The following is a 22,031-nucleotide window of genomic DNA, read 5'->3' on the forward strand; positions in this document are numbered from 1 at the left end:
CTGCTCTCTCACCGGAAGGAAATCAGATGTCAGAACGCGCACTATTTGGCTTGTTAGCCGAATACAACGAGGCGATGAACACCAAGCTCTACCAGGCTGCGGGGCAGCTGTCAGCCGAGCAATTGAATGAGGACAGGGGGGCTTTTTTCGGCTCGCTGAGCGGCACCATGAACCATATCGTAGCCGGCGACACCATCTGGCTGCAGCGTTTTGCCGGCCACCCGGCCCGCTTTGCGGCGCTGCAGCCAGTGCTGGCAATGGCGGCGCCGGCCGGCTTGACGGCCATTTACAGTCGCGACCTGGCGACCTTGTCCGTGCAGCGCGGCAAGCTCGACGCGATCATCAGGCAATGGGTGGCCGGGCTGGCCGACGCCGACCTGCAGCATGTGCTGCAGTATAAAAACACCAAAGGCGTGCCGGCGCAAAAGCGCTTTTCAAGCCTGGTGCTGCACTTTTTCAATCACCAGACCCATCACCGCGGCCAGGCCAGCACCTTGCTCTCGCAGGCGGGCATCGATCTGGGCATGACGGACTTGCTGGCCTGGATTCCTAACGAGCAGTAGCGGCCAGCGCCAGCGCGTATAGCGGGCTGCCCGACACGGTATTGTGGCCGGTCCCTGCAATGACGACCTGGCGCGCGATGCCCGGCTGGAAGCGCGTGAGCAGCAAGTCGGTGCTCGCGCGCGGGATGACGGCGTCGTTTTCGGCCGTCACCAGCGTGGTGGGCACCTTCACCAGCGGCGCGTAGCGCCAGGATTCGAACTTGTCGGTCATCAGATAGCGCACCGGCATGAGCGGGAACTGCCCGGCGGCCAATTCCACCATGCTGTCGTAGGGCGTGACCAGCACCAGGCGCGCCACCGGCCGCGCGCTGGCCAGGTACAGCGCCACGCCGGAGCCGAGGCTGCGACCGATCACGGTGACGTGGGGATGCCGCGCCTGAACCTGATCGAACAACGCCAGCGCGTCGGCAAACAGCGCTGCCTGGCTTGGCTTGCCCGCGCTGCCGCCGTAGCCGCGATAGTGCATCAGGTACAGCGCCTGCTGCGAAAACGCGGCAGCCAGGTCCGGCAAGCTGCCCGACACGTCCTCCGCATTGCCGCCAAAGTAGAGCACCGCGTCCGGGACCGTGAGCGCGCGCGTGGTGACATTGAGCTCACCATCGTCCACCCGCAGTTTCATGATCCCGGCCTCGCTGCCGGAGCGGCGCGGCTGGGGAAAGAAAATCAGCGAACGCTGGCTGAGGAACAGCACCAGGCAGGCGAACGCATACAGCACTGCGGCGGTGATCAGGATCCCGGCCGCGGTGCGCATCATTGCATCAGTTCCTTGATCATCTTGACCGGCGCGCTGCCGTAGCCGAGGAACTGCTCATGGAACTGCTTCAGATCGAAGCGCGCTCCGAGTGCCTGCTTGCGCTGCTCGCGCAGGTCCATGATCTCGCTGTAGCCGCTGAAGTAGCTGGTCAGCTGCACCGAACTCAGTTGCACCCGGCGCCATTTGCCGACCGCTTCGGTGTGCGACTGGAAGGCCTGGCGCTCGAGCAGGTCCATGGCCTGCGCTTCGGTCATGCCCAGCACGTGCACGCTGTAGTCGAGGATGGTGTTGGACACGGTGCGCAGGTTCCACTTGGAGTACATCAGCCACATCTCGGGCGTGTTGCCGCCGTAGCCCGACTCGAGCATCATGCGCTCGCCGTACACCGCCCAGCCCTCGACCATGGCGCCGTTGCCGAACAAGGACTTGATCAGCGACGGCGACTTGTTCGCATACACCAGCTGCGCGTAGTGGCCGGGAATGGCTTCGTGGATGTTCAGGATCGGCAGGATCCACTGGTTGTACTCGCGCAGCTGGCTGTCCGCCTGCGCCGGCGTCATGCCGTCCAGCGGCGAGACGTTGTAATAGGTGCGGTCCTGCGGCCGGTACGGTCCCGGCGCGTCGATGCTGGCCATGGCCACGCCGCGCTGGTACATCGGCGTCTCGCGCACCACCAGCGGCTTGCTGGCGTCCAGCGTGAGCAGGTTGTTCTTCACGACCCAGTCCGACAGTTCCGGAATCTGGCGCTTGACTTCAGCGACAAAGTCTTTCGGCGCCACGTGGTTGCCCGACAGGCGCTCGATCACCATGCCGATTTTTTTGGTGCGCTCGGCCGGCTTGGCCGTAGCGCCCATGACCTTGGTCCACAATTCGTCGGCCAGGGTGTCCATGCGCTGCAGCAGCTGCTCGCGCGCGGCAAGCGCCTTCTGGTACATTTGCTCGGCGCTCACGCCGGCCTGGATATCATGGCCAAATTTTTGTTCGTACAGCGCCTTTCCGATGCGGAAGGAGCGCGCGTTATTCGCGGCCTGCTGTTTTTTGTCGAGCGCGCTCAAGAAGTCGACATAGCCCAGCACCGCGCTGCCGGCAGCGGCGATGCGCTGCGCGAACTGCGCTTTCTCAGCGGACGTGAGAATCGACTCTTGCGCCGCCTTGCCCAGGTCGGCCAGCACCACCAGGGTGCCGGGCGCCTGCTCGATGGCGAGCTCGGTGTGTTCGTGGGTCGGGTTGACGATGCTGGCCTGGGCCGCGCGGTAAAACGCCGGCGCCGCCTCAAGACGCTTGGACAGCGTGCGCAAGCGCTGCGGCTTGGCCGCGTATTCGGAACCGAGAATCAGGTCGAGCGGCGCGGCAATATTGTGGGACGCCGGATTCCATTCGAATTCGCGCAACGTGGTCAGGTACCAGCGGTCTGAATTAAGCTTGTTGATCACCAGCGCATGGTCCGTGCGGCGCTTGTCGGACAGCTTTGCCGTATCAATCTTGGCAAACTTTTGCAGCCACTCGTCGATGAAGGCAAGCTGCTTTGCCCGCGTCTCAGGGCTTGGGATGGTGACGCTGGCGGCGCTGTCGTACTTGCCCACGTAGATTGCGCTTTCCGGGTCCATGCGCCACAGCGCTGTCAGGAACTGCATGCTGACGGTATTGAAGCGTTTGTCGACCGAGCCTTCCGAACTGGCCGGCGCTTCGTATGGCGCGGCGACGGGTACGCTCTGCGCGCGTTCGCGCACCGGGGCAGCGGCTGCGTGGCTTTTGCCCTTGCCCGGCTTGGCCCTGGGCGCTTTGACCGCCTTGCCGGCCTTGCCCGGCTTGACCGATTTGCTGATGGTAGCCTTGCCTGCCTTCTTGGACTTGGCGGCGCCCGCAGGCGCCAGCGCGAATGTCGTCAACAGGACAGCAAGGGCGATTTTGGTTTTGATCATTGTGTGAAAGCCTCTTAAAAGATGGGCAAAAAATACTGATGCCGCAGCGTTGTAGCGCGCGCCAGAGTAGCATCAATCAGGCTGTTTGAGCGCATTTGTAACAGGGACCAGCATGGCGGCGCGTTGTGCAATGCGCCGATTGCGTCAGTCGCCGTCGCCGGCCCTGATCATGGCCTGCTGTTTGGCGTTCAGCGTGCCCACGGCATCCTTGCCGCCTGCGATGTTGGTCAGGCGGATTTCACTTGCCTTGGTAAACCGGTGGCCGATGCGGATCGTATACGAGCGCGAGATCCAGCTCCAGAAACCCTGTTCGAAAGTGGCTTCATCCATGTCGCGCCACTTGACGCCGGCCAGGCCTTTTTTCCAGGGCAGCACGCCGGAAAATACCCACACGCCCACGTCGTCGTAATACAGCTGCACGCTGCGCAGCTCCAGGATGCGGTAGCCCACAATGCCGACCGAAACAGCCATCACGATGGCGGCGGCGATCTCGTTCGCATAGGTAAAGGTCAGCGGAAGGATTGCACCGAACAGCACGGCGGCCAGGGCAAACACGCCGAGGTAGGCGATCCAGGACTTGACGCCGACGACGTGGGCGTTGGGGCCGCTGCTTGATGCGTTATCTTCGTCCATCGGATCTGCCTTGGGTGGTTAGGTGTTCGAGATTGTAACCGGGGTTGCGGGCGTGGGGGCGGTTGCGGGATGCCGTCGGGACGGCGTACACGGTAGGTCGGATAAGCGTCAGGCCTACGCTCTGCAGCACGTTCACACCAGCGGCAGCGCCGTCGTATCAAACCCCTCCTGCAGCATCCTGAGCATATCCCCCGGCGACATCCGCGCCGACATGTCGCTCCCCTCCAGCAAGCTGTCCGCCAGGTCGCGCTTGTGCTTGTGCAGGTCGACGATGCCTTCTTCAATGGTATGCCGCGCCACCAGCCGGTAAATGGTCACCGGCCGCAGCTGCCCCATGCGGTGCGCGCGGTCCGAGGCCTGGTCCTCAACCGCCGGATTCCACCACGGATCCATATGAATCACATAATCGGCCGCCGTCAGGTTGATGCCCACGCCGCCTGCCTTGAGGCTGATCAGAAACACGTCGCCGGTCCCGCCCTGGAACGCATCCACCCGTTTTTTGCGCTCCTGCATCGGCGTCGAGCCATCCAGGTACTGGTACCCGATCCCACGCGCATCAAGGTGCTCGCGAATCAAAGTCAGGTGGTCGACAAACTGGCTGAACACCAGCACCTTGTGCTTGTTCTCAAGCAGGTCGTCAAGCAGCCGCGCGAACACGGTCAGCTTGCTGCTTTGTAGCTTGAGCTCCGGCGCCACCAGGTTCGGATTGCAGCAGGCGCGCCGCAAGCGCATCATCTCGGCCAGGATCTGGATCGACTTCTGGCTCTCCGGCGCCTCCAGCGCGGCCAGCTTGTCGAGCGCATCGCGGCGCAGCGATTCGTAGAGCGCCGTTTCTTCCTGCGTCAGTTCGACTGGCAGCAAGATCTCGGTGCGCGGCGGCAGTTCGGATAGCACCTGCGCCTTGGTGCGGCGCAAAATGAACGGCTGGATCAGGCGCCGCAGGCGTATCCGCGCTCCCGCCTCGGCGCGCTTGTCCTGGGCTTTTTCAATCGGCCCCGCAAAGCGCAGGTTGAACTGGTCGCTGGTGCCCAGCAGGCCGGGATTTATAAAGCGGAACAGATTCCACAGTTCGCCCAAGTGGTTTTCCAGCGGCGTGCCGGTGGCCACCATGCGAAAGTCGCCCTGCAACGCCATCACTGCCTGCGAACGCTTGGTCGCCGTGTTCTTGATTGCCTGCGCTTCGTCGAGCACGATGCTGCTCCAGCGCGGTTTGGCAAACAGCGGCGCCTCCAGTTGCAGCAGCCCGTAGCTGGCCACAACCAGGTCGAACGGGCCGGCGTCACGCAGCATGGCGGCCCGGTCGCCCGGGCCAAACAGCTTGATGTTCAGCGTAGGCGCAAAGCGCGCCGTCTCGCTGATCCAGTTCATGCACACCGACGTGGGCGCGACCACCAGCGCCGGGCCCTGCGAGGCGCGCGAGAGCAGCAGCGCCAGCGCCTGCAGCGTTTTGCCAAGGCCCATGTCGTCGGCCAGGCAGGCGCCCACGCCCCAGTGGGCCAGGCGCGCCAGCCATTCAAAACCGTCAACCTGGTAGTCGCGCAGCTCCGCCTGCAAGGTGCTGGGCAGCTGCGGCGTAAAGGCTGCGCTGCTTGCCATGCGCGCCAGATGCTCGCCCCAGGCCTTGTCGGCCGTGACGCTGCCGGCGCTGCCGGCCAGTTCTTCCAGCGCAAAGCTGGCCAGCGGGTGCACGCGCACGCCGTCGCCATGGTCGGTGCCAAAGGCAGACAACTCCATCAAGCGCCGGTGCAGTTCGGACGTCAATGCCAAAAACTGGTTGTCGCCCAGCGCCACGAAGCGCCCTTTGCCCTCGCGCAGCGACTCTAACAGCGTGCGCAGGTCCATCACGCGAGTCTCGTCGATCTGCACTTCGCCATTCGCGGCAAACCAGTCCTTGTCGCGCTTGATGGTCAGGCGCACGGACTTGGAGTCCGCCTTTTTGGTAACGCGGAAGGACTCGCCCTCGGGCCACGCCATCAGCACCTTGGCCGGGTCCAGTTCCTGCAGTTCGGCCAGTAGTTCAAGGCAGGCGATCGGCTGGCCGAGCAGCCATTCGCCATGATCGGGCTCGGCTTCTTCCAGCGCGTGGCAGGCGGCGATCAGCTGGCGCTCGGCCTCACGTTCCGCGTTCAGGTCGCGCCGCGCTTCCACCCGCGCGCCGTTGACGTCGGCGATCACGCTTTCGTGGCCCGAACCGGGTGCGTAATAGGCGCCCGCATCCGGCAGCGGGCGCACCAGGATCTGCATCTTCAAGCCCTGCTGGTAGGGCAGCAGGTGCACGTGCAGGCGGCTGTCAGCCGCCACCTGGGCGATGTCGGCGGCGCTGCCGCCAATGTCCGACTGCACCGTGACGATCGATGAAATCGCGCCGATCGCTTTGAGTACCTGCTTTTCAGCGTGCAGCGGCACCACCAGGCCGGTCCCGATGATGGCGCCGATGCGCCGATGCTCGTCGCTGATGCGCACCACGCGCAGGCGGGTTGGCGTTTCGCGCGCCACGCACACGTCGTCGGTGTCGTCCAGCACCGGCGGGCGCATGGTAATGGTGACGTTTATCGCGTCGGCCTTGATCGATAGCTCCGGCTCGCCCGGCAGCAGCTCCACCCGGGTGCCGGGCGAATCGATCCAGAACAGCAAAGGGTGGCCGATCAGCGCCGCGACCGATTTTTCAACATCGAACTCATAGCGCGCGCCGCTGCTGCTGTAGTACTTGAAGGCCTTCATGGTGGCGATCACGTTCAGGTCTTGCGCCGTCAGGTAGTCCAGGCCGGCCGCCTCGTCCGACAAGCGCTTGAGGCCAACGGCGCGCCCGCGGCTCCAGCCGCCCTGCGCGTCGCGCTTTTGTTCGCGCGGTTCCAGTTCCTGCACGCCGTAGTTCGGATCGAACCGGATGCCCCATACCAGCCGCGTTTCGCGCACTGTTTCCACGTTCACGGCCGGCTGCAGGTTGATCAGCGCATTGAGCTGGCGCTGCCAAGGTTCTTCGCGCTCGAACCAGCCGGAAAAATCGGTGAAGCGGTGCTGTTGGCGCAGCGCGATGGCGCGCTGGTCGAAGCTGACATAGTTCAAACGCCCCAATAGGGACGCCAGCTGTGCGCTGATCAAGTCAAAGCCGGCTTGCTCGGACAGCGCCAGCATCTCTTCGAGCGCCTTGCGCTTGTCGCCCAGCTGCGGCTGCGCGAGCCAGTAGTGCAACAGCGCGCGGAACATGAATGGCTGCGTGGCGGTTTCCCAGTTACGCGTCGGCAGCACGGCCGCGTCCACGGTGCCGCCGCGGATCTGGCGCAGCATCGACAATTGCTGGTAGACGGCGGTATCGTGGTTTTGCACCGCGCGCGTGGCAATGTCCAGGTAAGCCTCGGCCGCCTTGTGGTGTTTGGGGTCGGTGCTACGCAACAGCGCCAGCACGTACAGGTGGCCGCCAATGCCGGGAAAGCACATTTTGCGCTTGCCGGTCTCGCGGCGCAGCGTTTTGAGCGCCAGCTCGAAGCCTGCCAGTGCTTCGCCCAAGTCGTCGCGCAGCAGCTTGATGACGCTGCTGTAGAACAGTGCCAGCGAGTCGTCCAGCGCGGTCGTCAAGGTGGCGGCGTCGTCCAGCCGGCCGCACAGGATCATGTGCTCGGTCATGACGGTGCGCAGCGCCATCGACGACGCAGCCTGCGCCAGGTGCTTCTCGGCGTAGGTGCGCAGCAGCGGGGCGCTGGCCGGCTCGCGCTGCACGTTCTCGATCAGCACCGTGAGCACTTCGTCGCGCATCTGCGGGTGGATGCGGGCAAACAGCTGCGGCTCGAACGGGCGCGCGCAAATGTCCACCAGCGGGTGCAGGTAAGCGGCCTCGTGGCAGTTCATGCAGGCCGCCAGCAGCGGACTGGCGTCGGTCGGGCCACCCCCGCCGATCAGCGCGATGCGCAACAGCGCAATGCCCTGGCGGTAGCTGCGCAAAATGGCGTGGCCTTCCCAGTTGCGGCGCATTGGCGTCAGGTTGACGTAGGCCGCCGCCAGATCGTCGAAGGCACCGGCGTCCAGCGCCGCCTTGAGCGCCGGCCAGCTGAGGTCCGGCGTGACGTTCCAGCCGCGCCCGACGGTTTGCCCGACCATGCCGATGGTCTGCAGCTTGGCCAGGTCGTGCGCCAGCAGGTCGTCGTCGTCGCGAATGTCGGCTGCCGCCAGGTGCTCGTTGATGCGGGTGCGTCCCATCGGCTCGCCCGCGATCGCGAGCAGCGCGACGGTCATCTTTTCATGAAAATTCAGGGACTCGAACTGGGTTGCCAAATCGATTGCGGTCATGCGGTTCCAGGTAAATTGTCGATGGCCACCGGCGCCACCGCATCGGGCGCGGTCAGGCCGAAGATGCGCAGGTAAAAATACAGCTCTGCTTCGAGCGTGCGCACGATGCTGTCGGCCTTGCGGAAGCCGTGCCCTTCACCTTCGAGGGTCATGTAGGCGACCGGCACGCCGCTCTTGCGCAGCGCTTCGACCATCACTTCGGACTGGGGCGGCGGCACCACCTTGTCGTCCAGCCCCTGGAAAAAGATCATTGGGCGCTTGAGTTTGTCGGCATGGTTGATCGGCGAGCGTTCCAGGTACAGCGGGGCCGATTCGCTCTTGGGCGCGATCAGATATTCATTGTAGTGCGACTCGAACTTGTGCGAGTCGGCGTCCAGGCCGGCCAGGTCGGACACGCCGTAGTAGCTCGCGCCCGCCTTGAAGACATCATGGAAGGTCAGCGCGCACAGCGTGGTCAGCCCGCCCGCGCTGCCGCCCCGGATCAACAGCCGTTCCGGGTCGACCGCGCCCATCTTGGCCAGGTAGCGCGCGCCGGCCACGCAGTCGTCAACGTCGATCACGCCCCACTGGCCCTTGAGGGCGTCGCGGTAGGCGCGCCCAAAGCCGCTGCTGCCGCCGTAGTTCACGTCCAGCACCGCAAAACCGCGGCTGGTCCAGAACTGGGTGGCCAGCTTGAGCGTATTGGTGGCCATGCCGGTCGGCCCGCCATGGCTGATCACCATTAGCGGCGGCTTGCTGCCGGCTTTCGGCGCCATGTCGGCGTTGACGGGCGGGTAGTGGAAAGCGTGGGCGATGCGGTTGCCCGTGGTGGGGTAGCTGATGCTCTCGGGGACGGACAGGTAGCCCTTGGCGGGCAGCTCGGCAATCGAATGCGCCAGCGCCGCGCGCGCACCCGTGGCCAGGTCGATGCGCGCCAGTTCCAGCGCGACGGTCGGGGCGCCGCCCAGCAGCACCACGCTGCCTTCGGTCACGCGCAGTTCGCGGATTTCTTCGTAATCGTTGGGAATCGCGCGCATCTCGCCGCTGGCGGTGGACAGCTGGGCCAGACGGCTCACGCCATTCTCGATATAGGTGCAGACGATTTCCTCATCGGCGCGAAAGCCGTACATCGACCCGCCGAACGACCAGTGCGGCGCGCCAAATTCTGCCGCGCGCGGGCACAGCTTATCGACCTTGTCGCCGTTCAGCCGGTACAGGTTCCACCAGCCGCTGCGGTCGGAGACGAAGTGCAGCACGCTTGCGGGCGACCATTCGGGCTGGCAGATGGCTTCGTCGACTCCGCCTGCGACCAGGCGCGCTTCGCCCAGGGTGCCGTCGGCGCGCAGTTCGGCCAGCCACAGTTCGGTGCCCTGCCACGGCATGCGCGGGTGGTCCCAGCACAGCCAGGCCAGCGCGCGCCCGTCCGGCGAAACGCGCGGGGCGGCGTAAAAGTCGCTGCCCGAGACCAGCACCGTTTCGGTGCCGTCAGCGTCAATGGCGCAAATCGTATTGACAGGCTGCGCGCTGCCCGCCGCATGGTCTTCGCGCACCGAGACCAGGCGCCGGCGGGAGCTGTCGAGAACAAAGTCGGCATGCCGCTGCGCGCCCTCGCCGGTGAGGGCTGCCGGGGCGGCGCCGCCTTGCAAGACATAGATGCGGTTGTCGGCGAAGTTGGAAAACCATACCGTGCCGCCTGCCACCAGGCAGGCCCCGCCCCCGTATTCATGCACGCGGGTGCGCACGTTGAAGGGCGCCGGCGTCATTTCGGTGATGTGGCCGGCGCGCTGGCGCAGCAGCGTATTGCGTCCACCTTCGCTGGCGCGCCCGGCCAGCCAGTAGATATCATCGCCATCGACCTGCGGCTGGGACAGGGGCGAGGCGCCGGCGGCGACCACGGATGCACTGATCGGGGAAGGCCAGATGCCGTACGAAGCTGCGCTGCTTGAAGCTGCGCTGCTTGAAGCTGTTTCAGTGCTTATAGCTGTCATGGGAAACGCCGATCAGAACGAGGGAGGTAGTGCATGATAGTTAATAGCGCCCGCCCGTGCAATCGGGCCGCGTGCGCACCATGCGCGCCGGCCCGGCCGGGGATGCGATAATAGTGCCTCTATTTTAGCCCTCGATTGTCGACCATGCCACAATTCGCCCCCCTTCAGAACGACACCTTCCTGCGCGCCCTGCTGCGCGAGAGTACCGATTACACCCCCGTGTGGCTGATGCGCCAGGCTGGCCGCTACCTGCCTGAATACCGCGCCACGCGCGAACGCGCGGGCTCGTTCCTGGGCCTGGCCAAAAATCCGGACTACGCCACCGAAGTCACGCTGCAGCCGCTGGAGCGTTTTCCGCTTGACGCCGCCATCCTGTTCTCGGACATCCTGACCGTGCCCGACGCGATGGGCCTGGGCCTGTATTTCGTCGACGGCGAAGGTCCCAAGTTCGAGCGTCCGCTGCGCACCGAAGCTGACGTCATGGCCCTGCGCGCGCCCGACCTGGGATCGCTCGACTACGTATTCAATGCCGTGACCCAGATCCGCACCGAGTTGAATGGCCGCGTGCCGCTGATCGGTTTTTCGGGCAGTCCGTGGACGCTGGCCTGCTACATGGTCGAAGGCGGCGGCTCCAAGGAGTTCCACACCATCAAAAAGATGCTGTACAGCCGCCCGGACCTGATGCACCACATCCTGGCCACCAATGCCAGCGCCGTTGCCCATTACCTGAACGCCCAGATCGACGCTGGCGCCCAGGCCGTCATGATCTTCGACTCCTGGGGCGGCGCGCTGGCCGACGGCGCCTACCAGACGTTCTCGCTGCAGTACATGCAGCAGGTGCTCGGCCAGCTCAAGCGCGAGAAGGACGGCGTGCGCATTCCGGCCGTGGTGTTTACCAAGGGCGGCGGGCAGTGGCTGGACCAGATCGCCGACATCGGTGCCGACGCGGTGGGCCTGGACTGGACCGTGGACCTGGCGCGCGCGCGCGCCCTGGTCGGCCACAAGGTTGCGCTGCAGGGCAACCTGGACCCGGCGATCCTGTTCGCCAGCCCGGAACAGATCCGCGCCGAAGTCGAGCGCACGCTTACCGCCTACGGCGAGCCGGCCGCCGGTTCCGGGCATGTATTCAATCTGGGTCACGGGATTTCACAATTCACGCCGCCCGAGTCCGTCACTGCCATGGTCGAGGCTGTGCATAGCTTCAGCCGCAAGCAGCGCGCATCCGTGTAGTCTGGGTACAGCCGCGTGATCCTTCACGCGGCTTCAGGGCCGCTTTCCACCTTGCGCGCGATGCTTCAAAATCACACTTATTCACAATTTTTGGAAACTGCCTGCCGGGTTTCCAAAATTTTGAAAAACAAAATTGAACTTTTGTAAGTTATTGATTCTAATAGAGTAAATATTTTTCGCTCAGCTGTTTTGACGATGTCGATCGTGCCGGTTGACAGAGGGAAAAGCAGGTTTTTCCCAGCTTGTCCACAAAGTTATCAACAGCCTCTGTGGATAAAATCGAAAAGTGCTTCGTTTACCGTGAGTTAGGCGATTAGCGAAGGTTTCACTTTAAGTTTATGCTGCATTGCATGATATTTTGATATCACGGCAGCATTGTTTTGTCAGCCTTGGCCGCAAATATCTCGGCGGCATCCCTGGAGCGCACTGGCGGGCTGGAAAACCCGTCATCGGGCAGGCTAAATCGACTACAAACTGCACAAGCGAAGCGGCACTTATGCACAGCCGAGCAAGTCAAACAATTTTTGACTCCCCACGGGCATAAAATTTTCAAGTACATGATTTTAAACGATTATTTTTTTCGCGTTTTCGGTAATCCGCGACCCGTATTGTTTTGTGACAAACGTTTTGATCCGAAAGAATTTGTTTGTCCACAAAGTTGTCCACACCCTGGCCTGCCCTAAACGCCAGGCAACAAAATGGCACCCGACGGCGCCCCTTGCGCCACTAATCTTGAAGCGAACCGGCCCCTGATGTCGTATTGCATCCTCAGTCTTGCGCTCGATACGCCGCTTAACAGCTGCTTCGACTACCGCTGGCCATGCGCGCCGGGCGAGGAGCCGCAGGCCGGGCAGCTGGCAATGGTCAGTTTCGGGCGCCGCGAGGTAGTCGGACTCATTGTCGAGGTCAAGCACGACACCGAGGTTCCTGCCGACAAGCTCAAGGATGCCCTGGCCGTGCGCAGCCAGCTCGCGCCCCTGTCTGCGGCCTGGCTGGCGCTGGCCGCCTTTGCCGCCGACTATTACCAGCGTCCGCTGGGCGAGGTAGCGCTACCCGGCGTGCCCAGGAACCTGCGCGTGCTGACCACCGTCAACCTCGACCGCGCCCTGAAAAAACTGGCCAAGCATACGGACGCGCACGACCATACTCCGTTCGACATGCCCGTTTTGAACGGCCCGCAGCAGGAAGCGGCCGACGCGATCGGGGGCGCGCAAGGGTTCACGCCGATTTTGCTGTACGGCGTAACCGGCAGCGGCAAGACCGAAGTCTATTTGCAGGCTTGCGCCCAGGTGCTCGCGCGCGAAGCGGATGGCCAGATCCTGATCCTGGTCCCCGAGATCAACCTCACGCCGCAGCTTGAAGGGAACATCCGCGCGCGCTTTCCCGGCGTGATGCTGGCCACGCTGCACAGCAGCCTGTCCGAGGGCGAGCGCATGCTGCACTGGCTGGCGGCGCACCAGGGCCAGGCGCGCATCGTGCTCGGCACCCGCCTGGCGATCCTCGCTTCGCTGCCGCACCTGAAGCTGATCGTCATCGACGAGGAGCACGACCCCTCATACAAGCAGCAGGAGGGGCTGCGCTACTCGGCGCGCGACCTGGCGGTGTGGCGCGCGCGCCAGCTTGCCATTCCCATCGTATTGGGTTCGGCCACGCCCTCGCTCGAGAGCTGGCACCACGCGGGATCGGGGCGCTACCGCAAGCTCGAGCTGCGCGAGCGCGCCGTCAAGGACGCCGTGCTGCCGCGCGTGAAACTGCTCGACATGGAGCGCGACAAGCCCAAGGACGGGCTGACCTCGCACCTGGTGGCCGCGCTGCGCCAGAGGCTTGAGCGCGGCGAACAGTCGCTGCTGTTTTTGAACCGGCGCGGGTATGCGCCCGTGATCACGTGCGAATCGTGCGGCTGGATCAGCAACTGCACGCGCTGCACCTCGTTCATGGTGCTGCACAAACCCGAGCACCGGCTGCGCTGCCACCACTGCAGCCTGGAGCTGCGCATCCCGCGCCACTGCCCCACCTGCGGCAATGTCGACTTGCAGCCGCTCGGGCGCGGCACCCAGCGCGTGGAAGAAGGGTTGCAGGCCATGTTCCCCGAGGCGCGCATCCTGCGCATCGATGCCGACTCCACGCGCAAGAAAGGCAGTGCGCAAGCCGCGTTCGACACCGTGCACCGGGGCGAAGTCGATATCCTGATCGGCACACAGATGGTCGCCAAGGGGCACGACTTCAAGAAGCTCACGCTGGTGGGGATTTTAAATCCCGACACCGCGCTGTTCTCGCAGGACTACCGCGCCAGCGAGCGGCTGTTCGCGCAGCTGATGCAGGTGGCCGGGCGCGCCGGGCGGGCCGCGCGGGCCGAAGGCGGCAGCGTGAGCGAAGTGCTGATCCAGAGCCGCTACGTGGCGCACCCCTTATATTCGGCGGTGGTCAACCACGACTACGACCGTTTCGCCAGCAGCTTGCTCGAAGAGCGGCGCCAGGCCGCGCTGCCGCCGTATATGTACCAGGCATTGCTGCGCGCCGAAGCCCCCGAGCTTGCCACCGCAATCGCCTTTCTGGAAGCGGCGCGCGACTGCATCGCCAACGACGTCATCACCATCAACGACCCGATTCCGATGACGATGACGCGCGTGCACAATGTCGACCGCGCGCAGTTGCTGGTCGAGAGCGCATCGCGGCCCGCGCTGCAAGCCTTCCTCAAAGAATGGCTGAGCACGCTGCGCGACATCAAAAGCCGCGTCAAGTGGTCCCTCGAAGTCGACCCCCTCGACATCTGAAGTATTTTGACCCTGGGTCGGCTTGCCAGCGGCTATCTGGATACCCATATAGAATCGACGCACGGAACAACCAACGGGGATTATTTAATGAACAAGCTTACAGTCGATGTCGCGGTAATCGGGACCGGCACCGCCGGCCTGGCCGCGTACCGCGCCGCGCGCGCGCAGGGGAAAACCGCGGTCGTCATCGAGAGCGGCCCCTACGGCACCACCTGCGCGCGCGTCGGCTGCATGCCGAGCAAGCTGCTGATCGCAGCCGGCGAGGCGGCCCACATGCTGGCGCTGGCGAGCGGCTTTGGCGTTCATGCAGGTGAAACGCGCATCGATGGCCGCGCCGTCATGGCGCGCGTGCGCACGGAGCGCGACCGCTTCGTGGGCTTCGTCCTCGAAGGCGTCGACCATATTCCGGATGCCGACAAGCTGCGCGGCCACGCGCGCTTTACGGGACCGCATGCGCTGCAGGTGGACGATCACACCGCCATTGAAGCGGCGCGCATCGTCATCGCCAGCGGTTCGACCCCGGTCATGCTGCCGATCCTCAAGGATGTCGGCACGGGCGTCATCGTCAGCGACGATGTGTTCGCCTGGACCGACTTGCCGGCGTCGGTCGCCGTCATCGGCACCGGGGTGATTGGCCTGGAACTGGGCCAGGCCTTGAGCCGGTTAGGTGTGCGCGTGAGCTTTTTTGCGCGCGGCGGTAGCGTGGCCCAGCTGAGCGACCCCGAGGTGCTGCACGTGGCGGCCAAGACACTGGAGGCCGAACTGGACTTGCGCTTTCAGCAGACCATCGTCAAGGCGCAGCAGGATGGCGACGAAGTCGTCCTCACCACGCGCGACGCGGCCGGCGCCGAGCGCAGCGAGCGCTTTCAGTACGTGCTGGTGACGGTCGGGCGCACGCCGAACGTGAACAATATCGGCATCGAGACCACCGGCCTGGAGCTGGACGCAAAGGGTATTCCGCTGTTCGATCCGTCCACCATGCAGTGCGGGACCAGCCATATTTTCATCGCCGGCGACGCCAACAACGAGCGCCCCGTGCTGCCCGAGGCGGCCGACCATGGCAAGATCGCGGGCGACAATGCGGGCCGGTATCCCGACGTGCGCCCGGGCCTGCGCCGCACGCCGCTGGCGATCGCGTTTACCGAGCCGCAGATCGCCACCCTGGGCGAGTCGTACCATGAGCTGTGCGCGCCGGGCCGCCCCAAGTTTGCGGTGGGTTCGGTATCGTTCACCAACCAGGGCCGCAGCCGCGTGATGCTGCAAAATCACGGCATGCTGCGCGTGTACGGGGAGTATGCGACGGGTCGGTTTTTGGGCGCCGAGATGATCGCGCCGCGCGCGGAAAACCTGGGGCACTTGCTGTCATGGGCGTGCCAGGCACGGATGACGGTGGCGCAGATGCTGGAGATGCCGTTCTACCATCCGGTGATCGAGGAGGGCGTGCGCACCGCGCTGCGCGACCTGGCGGCGGAGCTGGAGAAGGGCGCGCCTGCGCATTGCGAGGATGCCGAGATGCTGCCGGGAGATTAATGTACGGGGGTGGCTACTGGCCGGTCAGATCGAACCGTAGGGCGGAAAAGCGTAGCGCATTCCGCCAGCCAATTGCGACAACGCGCGCAGGGCGATCGTCAAGATCGTGCTGTCGGGCTCTTGAGGCGTTGGCGGAATGCGGGCTTTGCCCTTTTCCGCCCTACGTTTTCCACGGCATGCCGGCGTGTCGTTTTCCACCCGACGTTTGCCACGGCATGCCGGCATGTCGTTTTCCACCCGACGTTTGCCACGGCATTCCGGCTCTGTCGTTTTCCACCGAACGTTTGCCACGGCATGCCGGCATGTCGTTTTCCACCGAACGTTTGCCACGGCATGTCGGCGTGTCGTTTTCCACCCGACGTTTGCCACGGCATTCCGGCTCTGTCGTTTTCCACCGAACGTTTGCCACGGCATGCCGGCGCCGTCGGGTTCCACCGACGTTTGCCACGGACCGTAGGGCGGAAAAGCGCAAGCGCATTCCGCCAGCGCCGCCTAGTTCAAGTACGCCGCATCCAGCCGCCCCTCGGCGGCCAGTTCGCGCAGCACGCGGATCGTATCGATGTCAGCCTCCTGGTACGCCGACTTGCGAAATTCGTCATACATCGCATTGGCTGCATCCAGAGCCGCATCATGCCCGTCGTCGTACTTGAAGCGCACGTACAGCGTGTGCTCGCCGGGCGCCTCGATCGTCATGGTCAGGCTCGAGGCGCTGATGTCGCCCTGCTCGTCGATTTCATAGCGCACCTGTTCGAGCGGCGTGAGGATCACGCGGTCGGCGATGCGCAATTCACCGTAGCGCAGCACGCGCCTGAAACTGCCGCTTTCCCGCTCGTCTATCGTGCATTCGTCCAGGTGCGGCACGAACAGCTTGGGCGAGTCGGCGCGCAGCACCAGTCCGCGCCACAATTGGTCGCGCGTGATGGTCTCGATCAGCGGATTGAGCGGGTCGTTAATTTCAATCAGGTGTTCAAATTTCATGGTGCTCTCGGGTCAAATGGCGCATGCTGCGCCGATAGCCGCATGGTAACGCAAGGGCTTGGTCGCCGCCACTTTGTGTGCACCGAAAACTTGCCTTGCGCTACACTAGCGCCTGAAAATCGACAGCCAAAGAAAAGCCCATGCGGACCAAACACCGAGACTACCTGGCCCACGCCGAAGCCATGACCAAGCGCAGCAAGGATCTGGTGGCCAAGCACATCGCCGAACGGCGCCCGGTCACGCTCAGCCAGATGGAGCTCGACGACGACGCCACCTTCGGCCAAGCTGCGGCCGATGCGGTGGCGCGCTTCGGCGGTTCATGGACCTTCATCGGCCTGTTCGCGCTGGTGCTGGTGAGCTGGGTAGTGCTCAATTCTTACCTGCTGGTGCGCGGCGGCCACCAGCCGTTCGACCCCTTCCCCTACATCCTGCTCAATCTGTTCCTGTCGATGCTGGCCTCGATCCAGGCGCCGGTGATTCTGATGTCGCAGAACCGCGAGGGCGAAAAAGACCGCCTGAGGGCCCAAAATGACTACCAGGTCAATCTGAAGGCGGAACTTGAGATCATGGCGCTGCACGAAAAAATGGACGCTTTCAAGCTGCAGTTAATCGAGCTGCAGCACGAGCAGCTGCGCGTGCTCAACAAGCTGTGCATCAAGCACGACGTGGAGCCGAGCGTGAAGGTATGAACGTCAAGGTATGAGCGGCAGGCCTTCGTCCCAATACGGCGCCGGCCCGAAACGCGCCGCAAAATAGTCGATGAACACCTGGGTCTTGGGCGGCAAAAAATTGCGGTTCAGGTACTGGGCCGACACCACCGATTCCCCCGCCAGCGGAAAGCCGGCCAGCACCCGCACCAGTTGCCCGCTCTTGATCTGCTGGTACATCGCCCACGTGGCCTGCAGCGCGATGCCAAGGCCGGCGATGGCCGCATCGCGATTGGCTTCGCCATTGTCGCTTTGCAGGCGCCCGCCCACGCGCACCGACAGCACCTTATCCCCCTCCATGAAGCGCCACGGATTGGTCCCTTCCAGCACCAGGCATGCGTGATCGGCCAGGTCCTCGGGGCGCGCGGGCGTGCCGAATTGTTCCAGGTAGGCGGGCGAGGCGCACAGCCACATGCGGCAAGGCGCCAGCGTGCGCGCCACCAGCGCCGAGTCGCGCAGCGCGCCAATCCGCACCGCTACGTCGATCCCGTGCACCGCCATGTCGATCACGCGGTCCGACAGGCGCAAATCGAGCCGGATGCCGGGATACCGGGCCAAAAAGTCGGCCAGCGCCGGCATCAGGTGCAAGCGCCCGAACGAGACCGAGGCCGCCACCCGCAGCAAGCCTTGCGGCTGGCGGTCGGCGCCGCCCACCGATGATGCGGCCTGTTCGGCCGCGTCCAGCAGCGGCACGGCGCGCTCCAGGAAGGCTTCGCCGTCCTGCGTGAGCGTGATCTGGCGCGTGGTCCGGTGCAGCAGGCGCGCGCCAAGTGCACGTTCGAGCTGCGCCATGCGCGCGCTGGACGCCGCCGGCGACAGGCCGAACTCGCGCCCGGCGGCCGACAGATTGTGCGTGGCGCACACGCGCACGAACAGGGCGACGTCCAGCAGATCCAAGCTCATTTGATTGTTTTGGTGAATAGTAATTTCAGCATTATGCAGCTTATCAATCGAATCAATGCGCTTTAGACTGGCTGCATGTTCACAACTTAAGGAAAACAATATGAAAGCCATCGGCGTCATCAACGGTATTTTGCAGGACATTGACCTGCCGTCCCCACAGGCTGGCGCGCGCGACCTGGTCGTCAAGGTGGAGGCGGTTTCGGTCAATCCGATCGATCACAAGATGCGCGGCGCCGCGCCCGATGGCGACGGGCCGCGCGTGCTGGGCTGGGATGTGGCGGGCGTGGTTGCGGCGGTGGGCGCCGAGACCAAGCTGTTCAAGGTGGGCGACCAGGTGTTCTACGCGGGCAGCCTCACGCGCCAGGGCGCCAACAGCGAATACCACGTCGTCGACGAGCGCATCGTAGGGCGCATGCCGGCCACGCTGGGGTTCGAGCAGGCCGCCGCGCTGCCGCTAACCAGCATCACCGCCTGGGAAGCGCTGTTCGAGCGGCTCGGCGTCTCCAGCGAGGGCGCTGATCAAGGCAAGAGCGTATTGATCATTGGCGGGGCGGGCGGGGTGGGTTCGATAGCGATCCAGCTGGCCAAAAAGCTGGCTCGCCTGACGGTGGTGGCCACGGCGTCGCGGGCGCAGTCAGCGGCGTGGTGCAAGACGCTGGGGGCGGACCATGTCATCGATCACAACGGCGACATGCTGGCGCAGCTGGCCGCGCTGGGGCTGCCAACGGTGGATTTTATCTTGTGCCTGAACGAGACCGACAAGCACTTTGCCGCGATGGCGGCGGCGATTGCGCCGCAAGGGAAAATTTGCAGCATTGTGCAGAACGTCGGGCCGCTGGCCGTGGAGGAGCTGTTTACCAAGAGCGCGACGCTGGTGTATGAACTGATGTTTACGCGTTCGATGTTCGGTACGGCCGACATGGTCAAACAGCACCAGCTACTCGATAAAGTAGCGAGGCTGGTTGATGAAGGCGTGCTGGTGACCACCCTGGGCGAGAGTTATGGCGCGATCAACGCGGCCAATATCGCTCGGGGGCATGCAACGCTGGAAGGGCGCAGGGCTATTGGCAAGATCGTGTTGTCGGGCTTTTGAGGCGTTGGCGGAATGCGGGCGTTGCCCTTTTCCGCCCTACGTTTGTCACGGCATGCCGGCTTGGCCCTTTTCCGCCTGACGTTTACCACGGACCGTAGGGCGGAAAAGCGCAGCGCATTCCGCCAGCCATTCGCTACAAGGTGCGCAGGGCGATCGGCGAGATCGCGCTGTCGGGCTTTTGAAGTGTTGGCGCAATGCCGGCCTTGCCCTTTTCCGCCCAACGGTTAACGCTAAGCACGGCGCATCGCGCCAGCGATACGCTACAATGCCTGGTTGTTTCCAGAAAGCTGCCCTTCCCGATGTCCACCACCCCCAAGTTCGGCCTGAACGCTCCCCAGAGCGAAGCTGTGATGTATCTGGACGGCCCGTGCCTAGTGCTGGCCGGCGCCGGTTCGGGCAAGACGCGCGTGATCACCCAGAAAATCGCGCACCTGATCGAAGACCGCGGCTACGATCCGCGCACCATCGCCGCGCTGACTTTCACCAACAAGGCCGCGCTTGAAATGCAGGAGCGGATTGCCAAGCTGCTCAAGCAGCCGCGCCAGGCCAAGCAGCTGACGGTGTCGACCTTCCACTCGCTGGGCGTGAAAATCCTGCGCCAGGAAGCGGCCGGCGTGGGCTTGAAGGACCGCTTTTCAATCATGGACAGCGACGACTGCTACGGCCTGGTCCAGGACTTGGCGATCACCACCGACAAGCAACTGATCCGCAGCATCCAGAACGCGATCTCGCTGTGGAAAAACGGCCTGGTCGACCCGGAAGACGCGATCAAGCAGGCCAAGGACGAAGATGAAGCAACCGCCGCGCGCGTGTTTCGCAGCTACGTGGCCACGCTGGCGGCCTACCAGGCGGTCGACTTCGATGACCTGATCCGCCTGCCGGTGGAACTGTTCCGCAACAACGACCCGATCCGCGACAAGTGGCAGCGCCGCCTGCGCTACCTGCTCATGGACGAGTACCAGGACACCAACACCTGCCAGTACGAACTGGTCAAGCTCCTGGTGACGGGTATCGGCAAAAAGCCGATGTTTACCGCCGTCGGCGACGACGACCAGGCCATCTACGCCTGGCGCGGCGCCTCGGTCGAAAACCTGAAAACGCTGGGCGACGATTTCCCCGACCTGCGGGTCATCAAGCTCGAGCAAAATTACCGTTCCACCACCCGCATCCTGGCCGCAGCCAACGCGGTCATCGGCAACAACCCCAAGCTGTTTGAAAAGTCGCTGTGGTCCGAACACGGCCTGGGCGAGCCGATCAAGGTGCTGGGCATGCAGACCGACGAGCAGGAAGCCGAGCAGGTGGCGATCATGATTTCGGGCGACCGCTTCCAGCGCAAGAACAAGTGGTCCGATTACGCCATTCTGTATCGCGGCAACCACCAGGCGCGCGTGATCGAGCAATCGATGCGCAAGGAACGTATTCCCTACACAATTTCCGGCGGCCAGAGTTTTTTCGACAAGGCGGAAATCAAGGACATCATCAGCTACCTGCGCCTGATCGCCAATGAAGGCGACGACCCGGCCTTTATCCGCGCCGTGACCACGCCCAAGCGCGGCGTCGGCATGGCCACGCTGGAAGTACTGGGCGAGTTTTCCAAGCAATGGAATTGCTCGCTGTTCGAGGCGACTTTCAAGGGCGGCATCGAAGCCAAGCTGCCCGACCGCCAGTTGTTGCCGCTGCGCGCGTTTGCCAACTTCATCAACCAGCTCGAATCGCGCGCCAGCCGGCCGGGCCCGTCGGGCAGCGGCGAAAATGCGGCGGCCGTGCTGGACGACATGATGAAAGAAATCGCCTACGAAAGTTATCTGTACGATACCTTCGAAGACCGCGCGGCGCAAAGCAAGTGGCAAAACGTGCTGGAATTTGTCAACTGGCTCAAGGAACGGGGCAATGGCGGCAAGGACAAATCCGGCGAAGAAAAAAACTTGCTGGAACTGACGCAGATGGTCGCCCTGATGAGCATGCTCGAAGGCCAGGACGAAGAGCAGGATGCGGTGCGCATGTCCACCCTGCACGCGTCGAAAGGGCTGGAGTTTCCGCACGTATTCCTGGTCGGCGTGGAAGAAGGTATCCTGCCGCACAAGGGCGACCCGGACGCGCCGGTCGAGATCGTCGCGGCGCGCATCCAGGAAGAACGGCGCCTGATGTACGTGGGTATCACGCGCGCCCAGCGCACCTTGCACATCACCTGGTGTAAAAAGCGCAAGCGGGCCGGCGAGCAAGTCCATTGCGACGTCTCGCGCTTCATCAAGGAAATGGAACTCGATGTGGGCGATGCCGTGCCGACCGAGGCAGAAACGCTCTCGCCCAAGGACCGCCTCGCGAGCCTGAAAGCGCTGCTGGCGACCGCCAAAACATGATCAAGAACATTCAGGAGCCAGTGCAGTGAGCCAGGAAGAACGTTTCGTCGATATTGAACTCAAACTCGTGCACACCGAAGATTTGGTGGAGTCCCTCAACCAGATGGTGTACCAGCAAAGCCGCCGCATCGACCAGCTCGAGGCGATGGTGCACCAGCTCGCCGAGCACATTCGCAACAATGCGCCATCGGGCCCCGGCCTGATCAACGACCGTCCGCCCCATTATTGAAGCCGGTCCGTGTTGCACCTGCACCGGCACATGCATACACGCTTGCGCATGACGCTTCCATAACATCCTGATATCATCTTCGACTGACCGCTGCTGGCTACCCG

Annotated in this window: 15 protein-coding genes; 8 read left to right on the forward strand and 7 right to left on the reverse strand. The window is 63.8% G+C overall.

Annotated elements, in window-relative coordinates; genetic code table 11:
• Positions 1-26: 26 nt before the first annotated feature.
• Entirely contained in the window at positions 27-563 is a 537-nt protein-coding gene (locus ACP7D4_RS13665) for a DinB family protein (protein ID WP_426209565.1), read from the forward strand.
• On the opposite strand, the gene ACP7D4_RS13670 is transcribed toward ACP7D4_RS13665, so the two are convergent.
• The 5 genes from ACP7D4_RS13670 to ACP7D4_RS13690 all read right to left on the reverse strand — a co-directional run bounded on the left by ACP7D4_RS13670 (position 550) and on the right by ACP7D4_RS13690 (position 10,123).
• Positions 550-1,317, reverse strand: coding sequence for an alpha/beta hydrolase (locus ACP7D4_RS13670; RefSeq protein ID WP_426209567.1), 768 nt, complete (start codon positions 1,315-1,317; stop codon positions 550-552). The genes ACP7D4_RS13665 and ACP7D4_RS13670 overlap by 14 nt on opposite strands.
• Entirely contained in the window at positions 1,314-3,239 is a 1,926-nt protein-coding gene (locus tag ACP7D4_RS13675) for a DUF885 domain-containing protein (RefSeq protein ID WP_426103683.1), read from the reverse strand. Before ACP7D4_RS13675 ends, ACP7D4_RS13670 begins: the two co-directional genes overlap by 4 nt.
• Before the next feature lie 144 nt (positions 3,240-3,383).
• On the reverse strand, positions 3,384-3,872 hold the full coding sequence (locus tag ACP7D4_RS13680; protein ID WP_426103682.1) for a hypothetical protein: 489 nt from the start codon (positions 3,870-3,872) through the stop codon (positions 3,384-3,386).
• A gap of 132 nt (positions 3,873-4,004) precedes the next feature.
• Positions 4,005-8,156, reverse strand: a complete 4,152-nt coding sequence (locus ACP7D4_RS13685) for a DEAD/DEAH box helicase (protein ID WP_426209569.1) — start codon at positions 8,154-8,156, stop codon at positions 4,005-4,007.
• Positions 8,153-10,123 carry a prolyl oligopeptidase family serine peptidase gene (locus ACP7D4_RS13690; RefSeq protein ID WP_426103680.1) on the reverse strand — a complete coding sequence of 657 codons (1,971 nt, stop codon included), beginning with the start codon at positions 10,121-10,123 and terminating at the stop codon, positions 8,153-8,155. The genes ACP7D4_RS13685 and ACP7D4_RS13690 overlap by 4 nt, the downstream gene beginning before the upstream one ends.
• Before the next feature lie 144 nt (positions 10,124-10,267).
• Here ACP7D4_RS13690 and hemE point away from each other — a divergent pair, with 144 nt between their 5' ends.
• The 3 genes from hemE to ACP7D4_RS13705 all read left to right on the forward strand — a co-directional run bounded on the left by hemE (position 10,268) and on the right by ACP7D4_RS13705 (position 15,657).
• Complete coding sequence (gene hemE / locus ACP7D4_RS13695; protein WP_426209571.1) at positions 10,268-11,353, forward strand: uroporphyrinogen decarboxylase; 1,086 nt, start codon at positions 10,268-10,270, stop codon at positions 11,351-11,353.
• Positions 11,354-12,105: 752 nt separating this feature from the next.
• On the forward strand, positions 12,106-14,127 hold the full coding sequence (locus ACP7D4_RS13700) for a primosomal protein N' (RefSeq protein WP_426209613.1): 2,022 nt from the start codon (positions 12,106-12,108) through the stop codon (positions 14,125-14,127).
• Between the two features lie 87 nt (positions 14,128-14,214).
• Positions 14,215-15,657 (forward strand): dihydrolipoyl dehydrogenase, encoded by a 1,443-nt coding sequence (locus ACP7D4_RS13705; protein ID WP_426103678.1) that lies wholly within the window; start codon positions 14,215-14,217, stop codon positions 15,655-15,657.
• A gap of 492 nt (positions 15,658-16,149) precedes the next feature.
• On the opposite strand, the gene ACP7D4_RS13710 is transcribed toward ACP7D4_RS13705, so the two are convergent.
• On the reverse strand, positions 16,150-16,635 hold the full coding sequence (locus ACP7D4_RS13710; RefSeq protein WP_426209573.1) for an SRPBCC family protein: 486 nt from the start codon (positions 16,633-16,635) through the stop codon (positions 16,150-16,152).
• Between the two features lie 140 nt (positions 16,636-16,775).
• On the opposite strand from ACP7D4_RS13710, the gene ACP7D4_RS13715 reads away from it, so the two are divergent.
• On the forward strand, positions 16,776-17,324 hold the full coding sequence (locus tag ACP7D4_RS13715) for a DUF1003 domain-containing protein (protein WP_426103675.1): 549 nt from the start codon (positions 16,776-16,778) through the stop codon (positions 17,322-17,324).
• Positions 17,325-17,327: 3 nt separating this feature from the next.
• Here ACP7D4_RS13715 and ACP7D4_RS13720 read toward each other — a convergent pair whose 3' ends face one another.
• A complete protein-coding gene (locus ACP7D4_RS13720; RefSeq protein WP_426209575.1) occupies positions 17,328-18,245 on the reverse strand; it encodes a LysR family transcriptional regulator in 918 nt (305 codons plus the stop codon).
• A gap of 100 nt (positions 18,246-18,345) precedes the next feature.
• On the opposite strand from ACP7D4_RS13720, the gene ACP7D4_RS13725 reads away from it, so the two are divergent.
• The 3 genes from ACP7D4_RS13725 to ACP7D4_RS13735 all read left to right on the forward strand — a co-directional run bounded on the left by ACP7D4_RS13725 (position 18,346) and on the right by ACP7D4_RS13735 (position 21,927).
• Positions 18,346-19,338 carry a zinc-binding alcohol dehydrogenase family protein gene (locus tag ACP7D4_RS13725; RefSeq protein WP_426103673.1) on the forward strand — a complete coding sequence of 331 codons (993 nt, stop codon included), beginning with the start codon at positions 18,346-18,348 and terminating at the stop codon, positions 19,336-19,338.
• 299 nt (positions 19,339-19,637) lie between these two features.
• Positions 19,638-21,698 carry a UvrD-helicase domain-containing protein gene (locus ACP7D4_RS13730; protein ID WP_426103672.1) on the forward strand — a complete coding sequence of 687 codons (2,061 nt, stop codon included), beginning with the start codon at positions 19,638-19,640 and terminating at the stop codon, positions 21,696-21,698.
• 25 nt (positions 21,699-21,723) lie between these two features.
• Positions 21,724-21,927, forward strand: coding sequence for a SlyX family protein (locus ACP7D4_RS13735; RefSeq protein WP_426209578.1), 204 nt, complete (start codon positions 21,724-21,726; stop codon positions 21,925-21,927).
• Positions 21,928-22,031: the final 104 nt, after the last annotated feature.

The organism is Massilia sp. TWP1-3-3 (assembly GCF_049897805.1).
GTDB lineage: Bacteria > Pseudomonadota > Gammaproteobacteria > Burkholderiales > Burkholderiaceae_D > Telluria_A.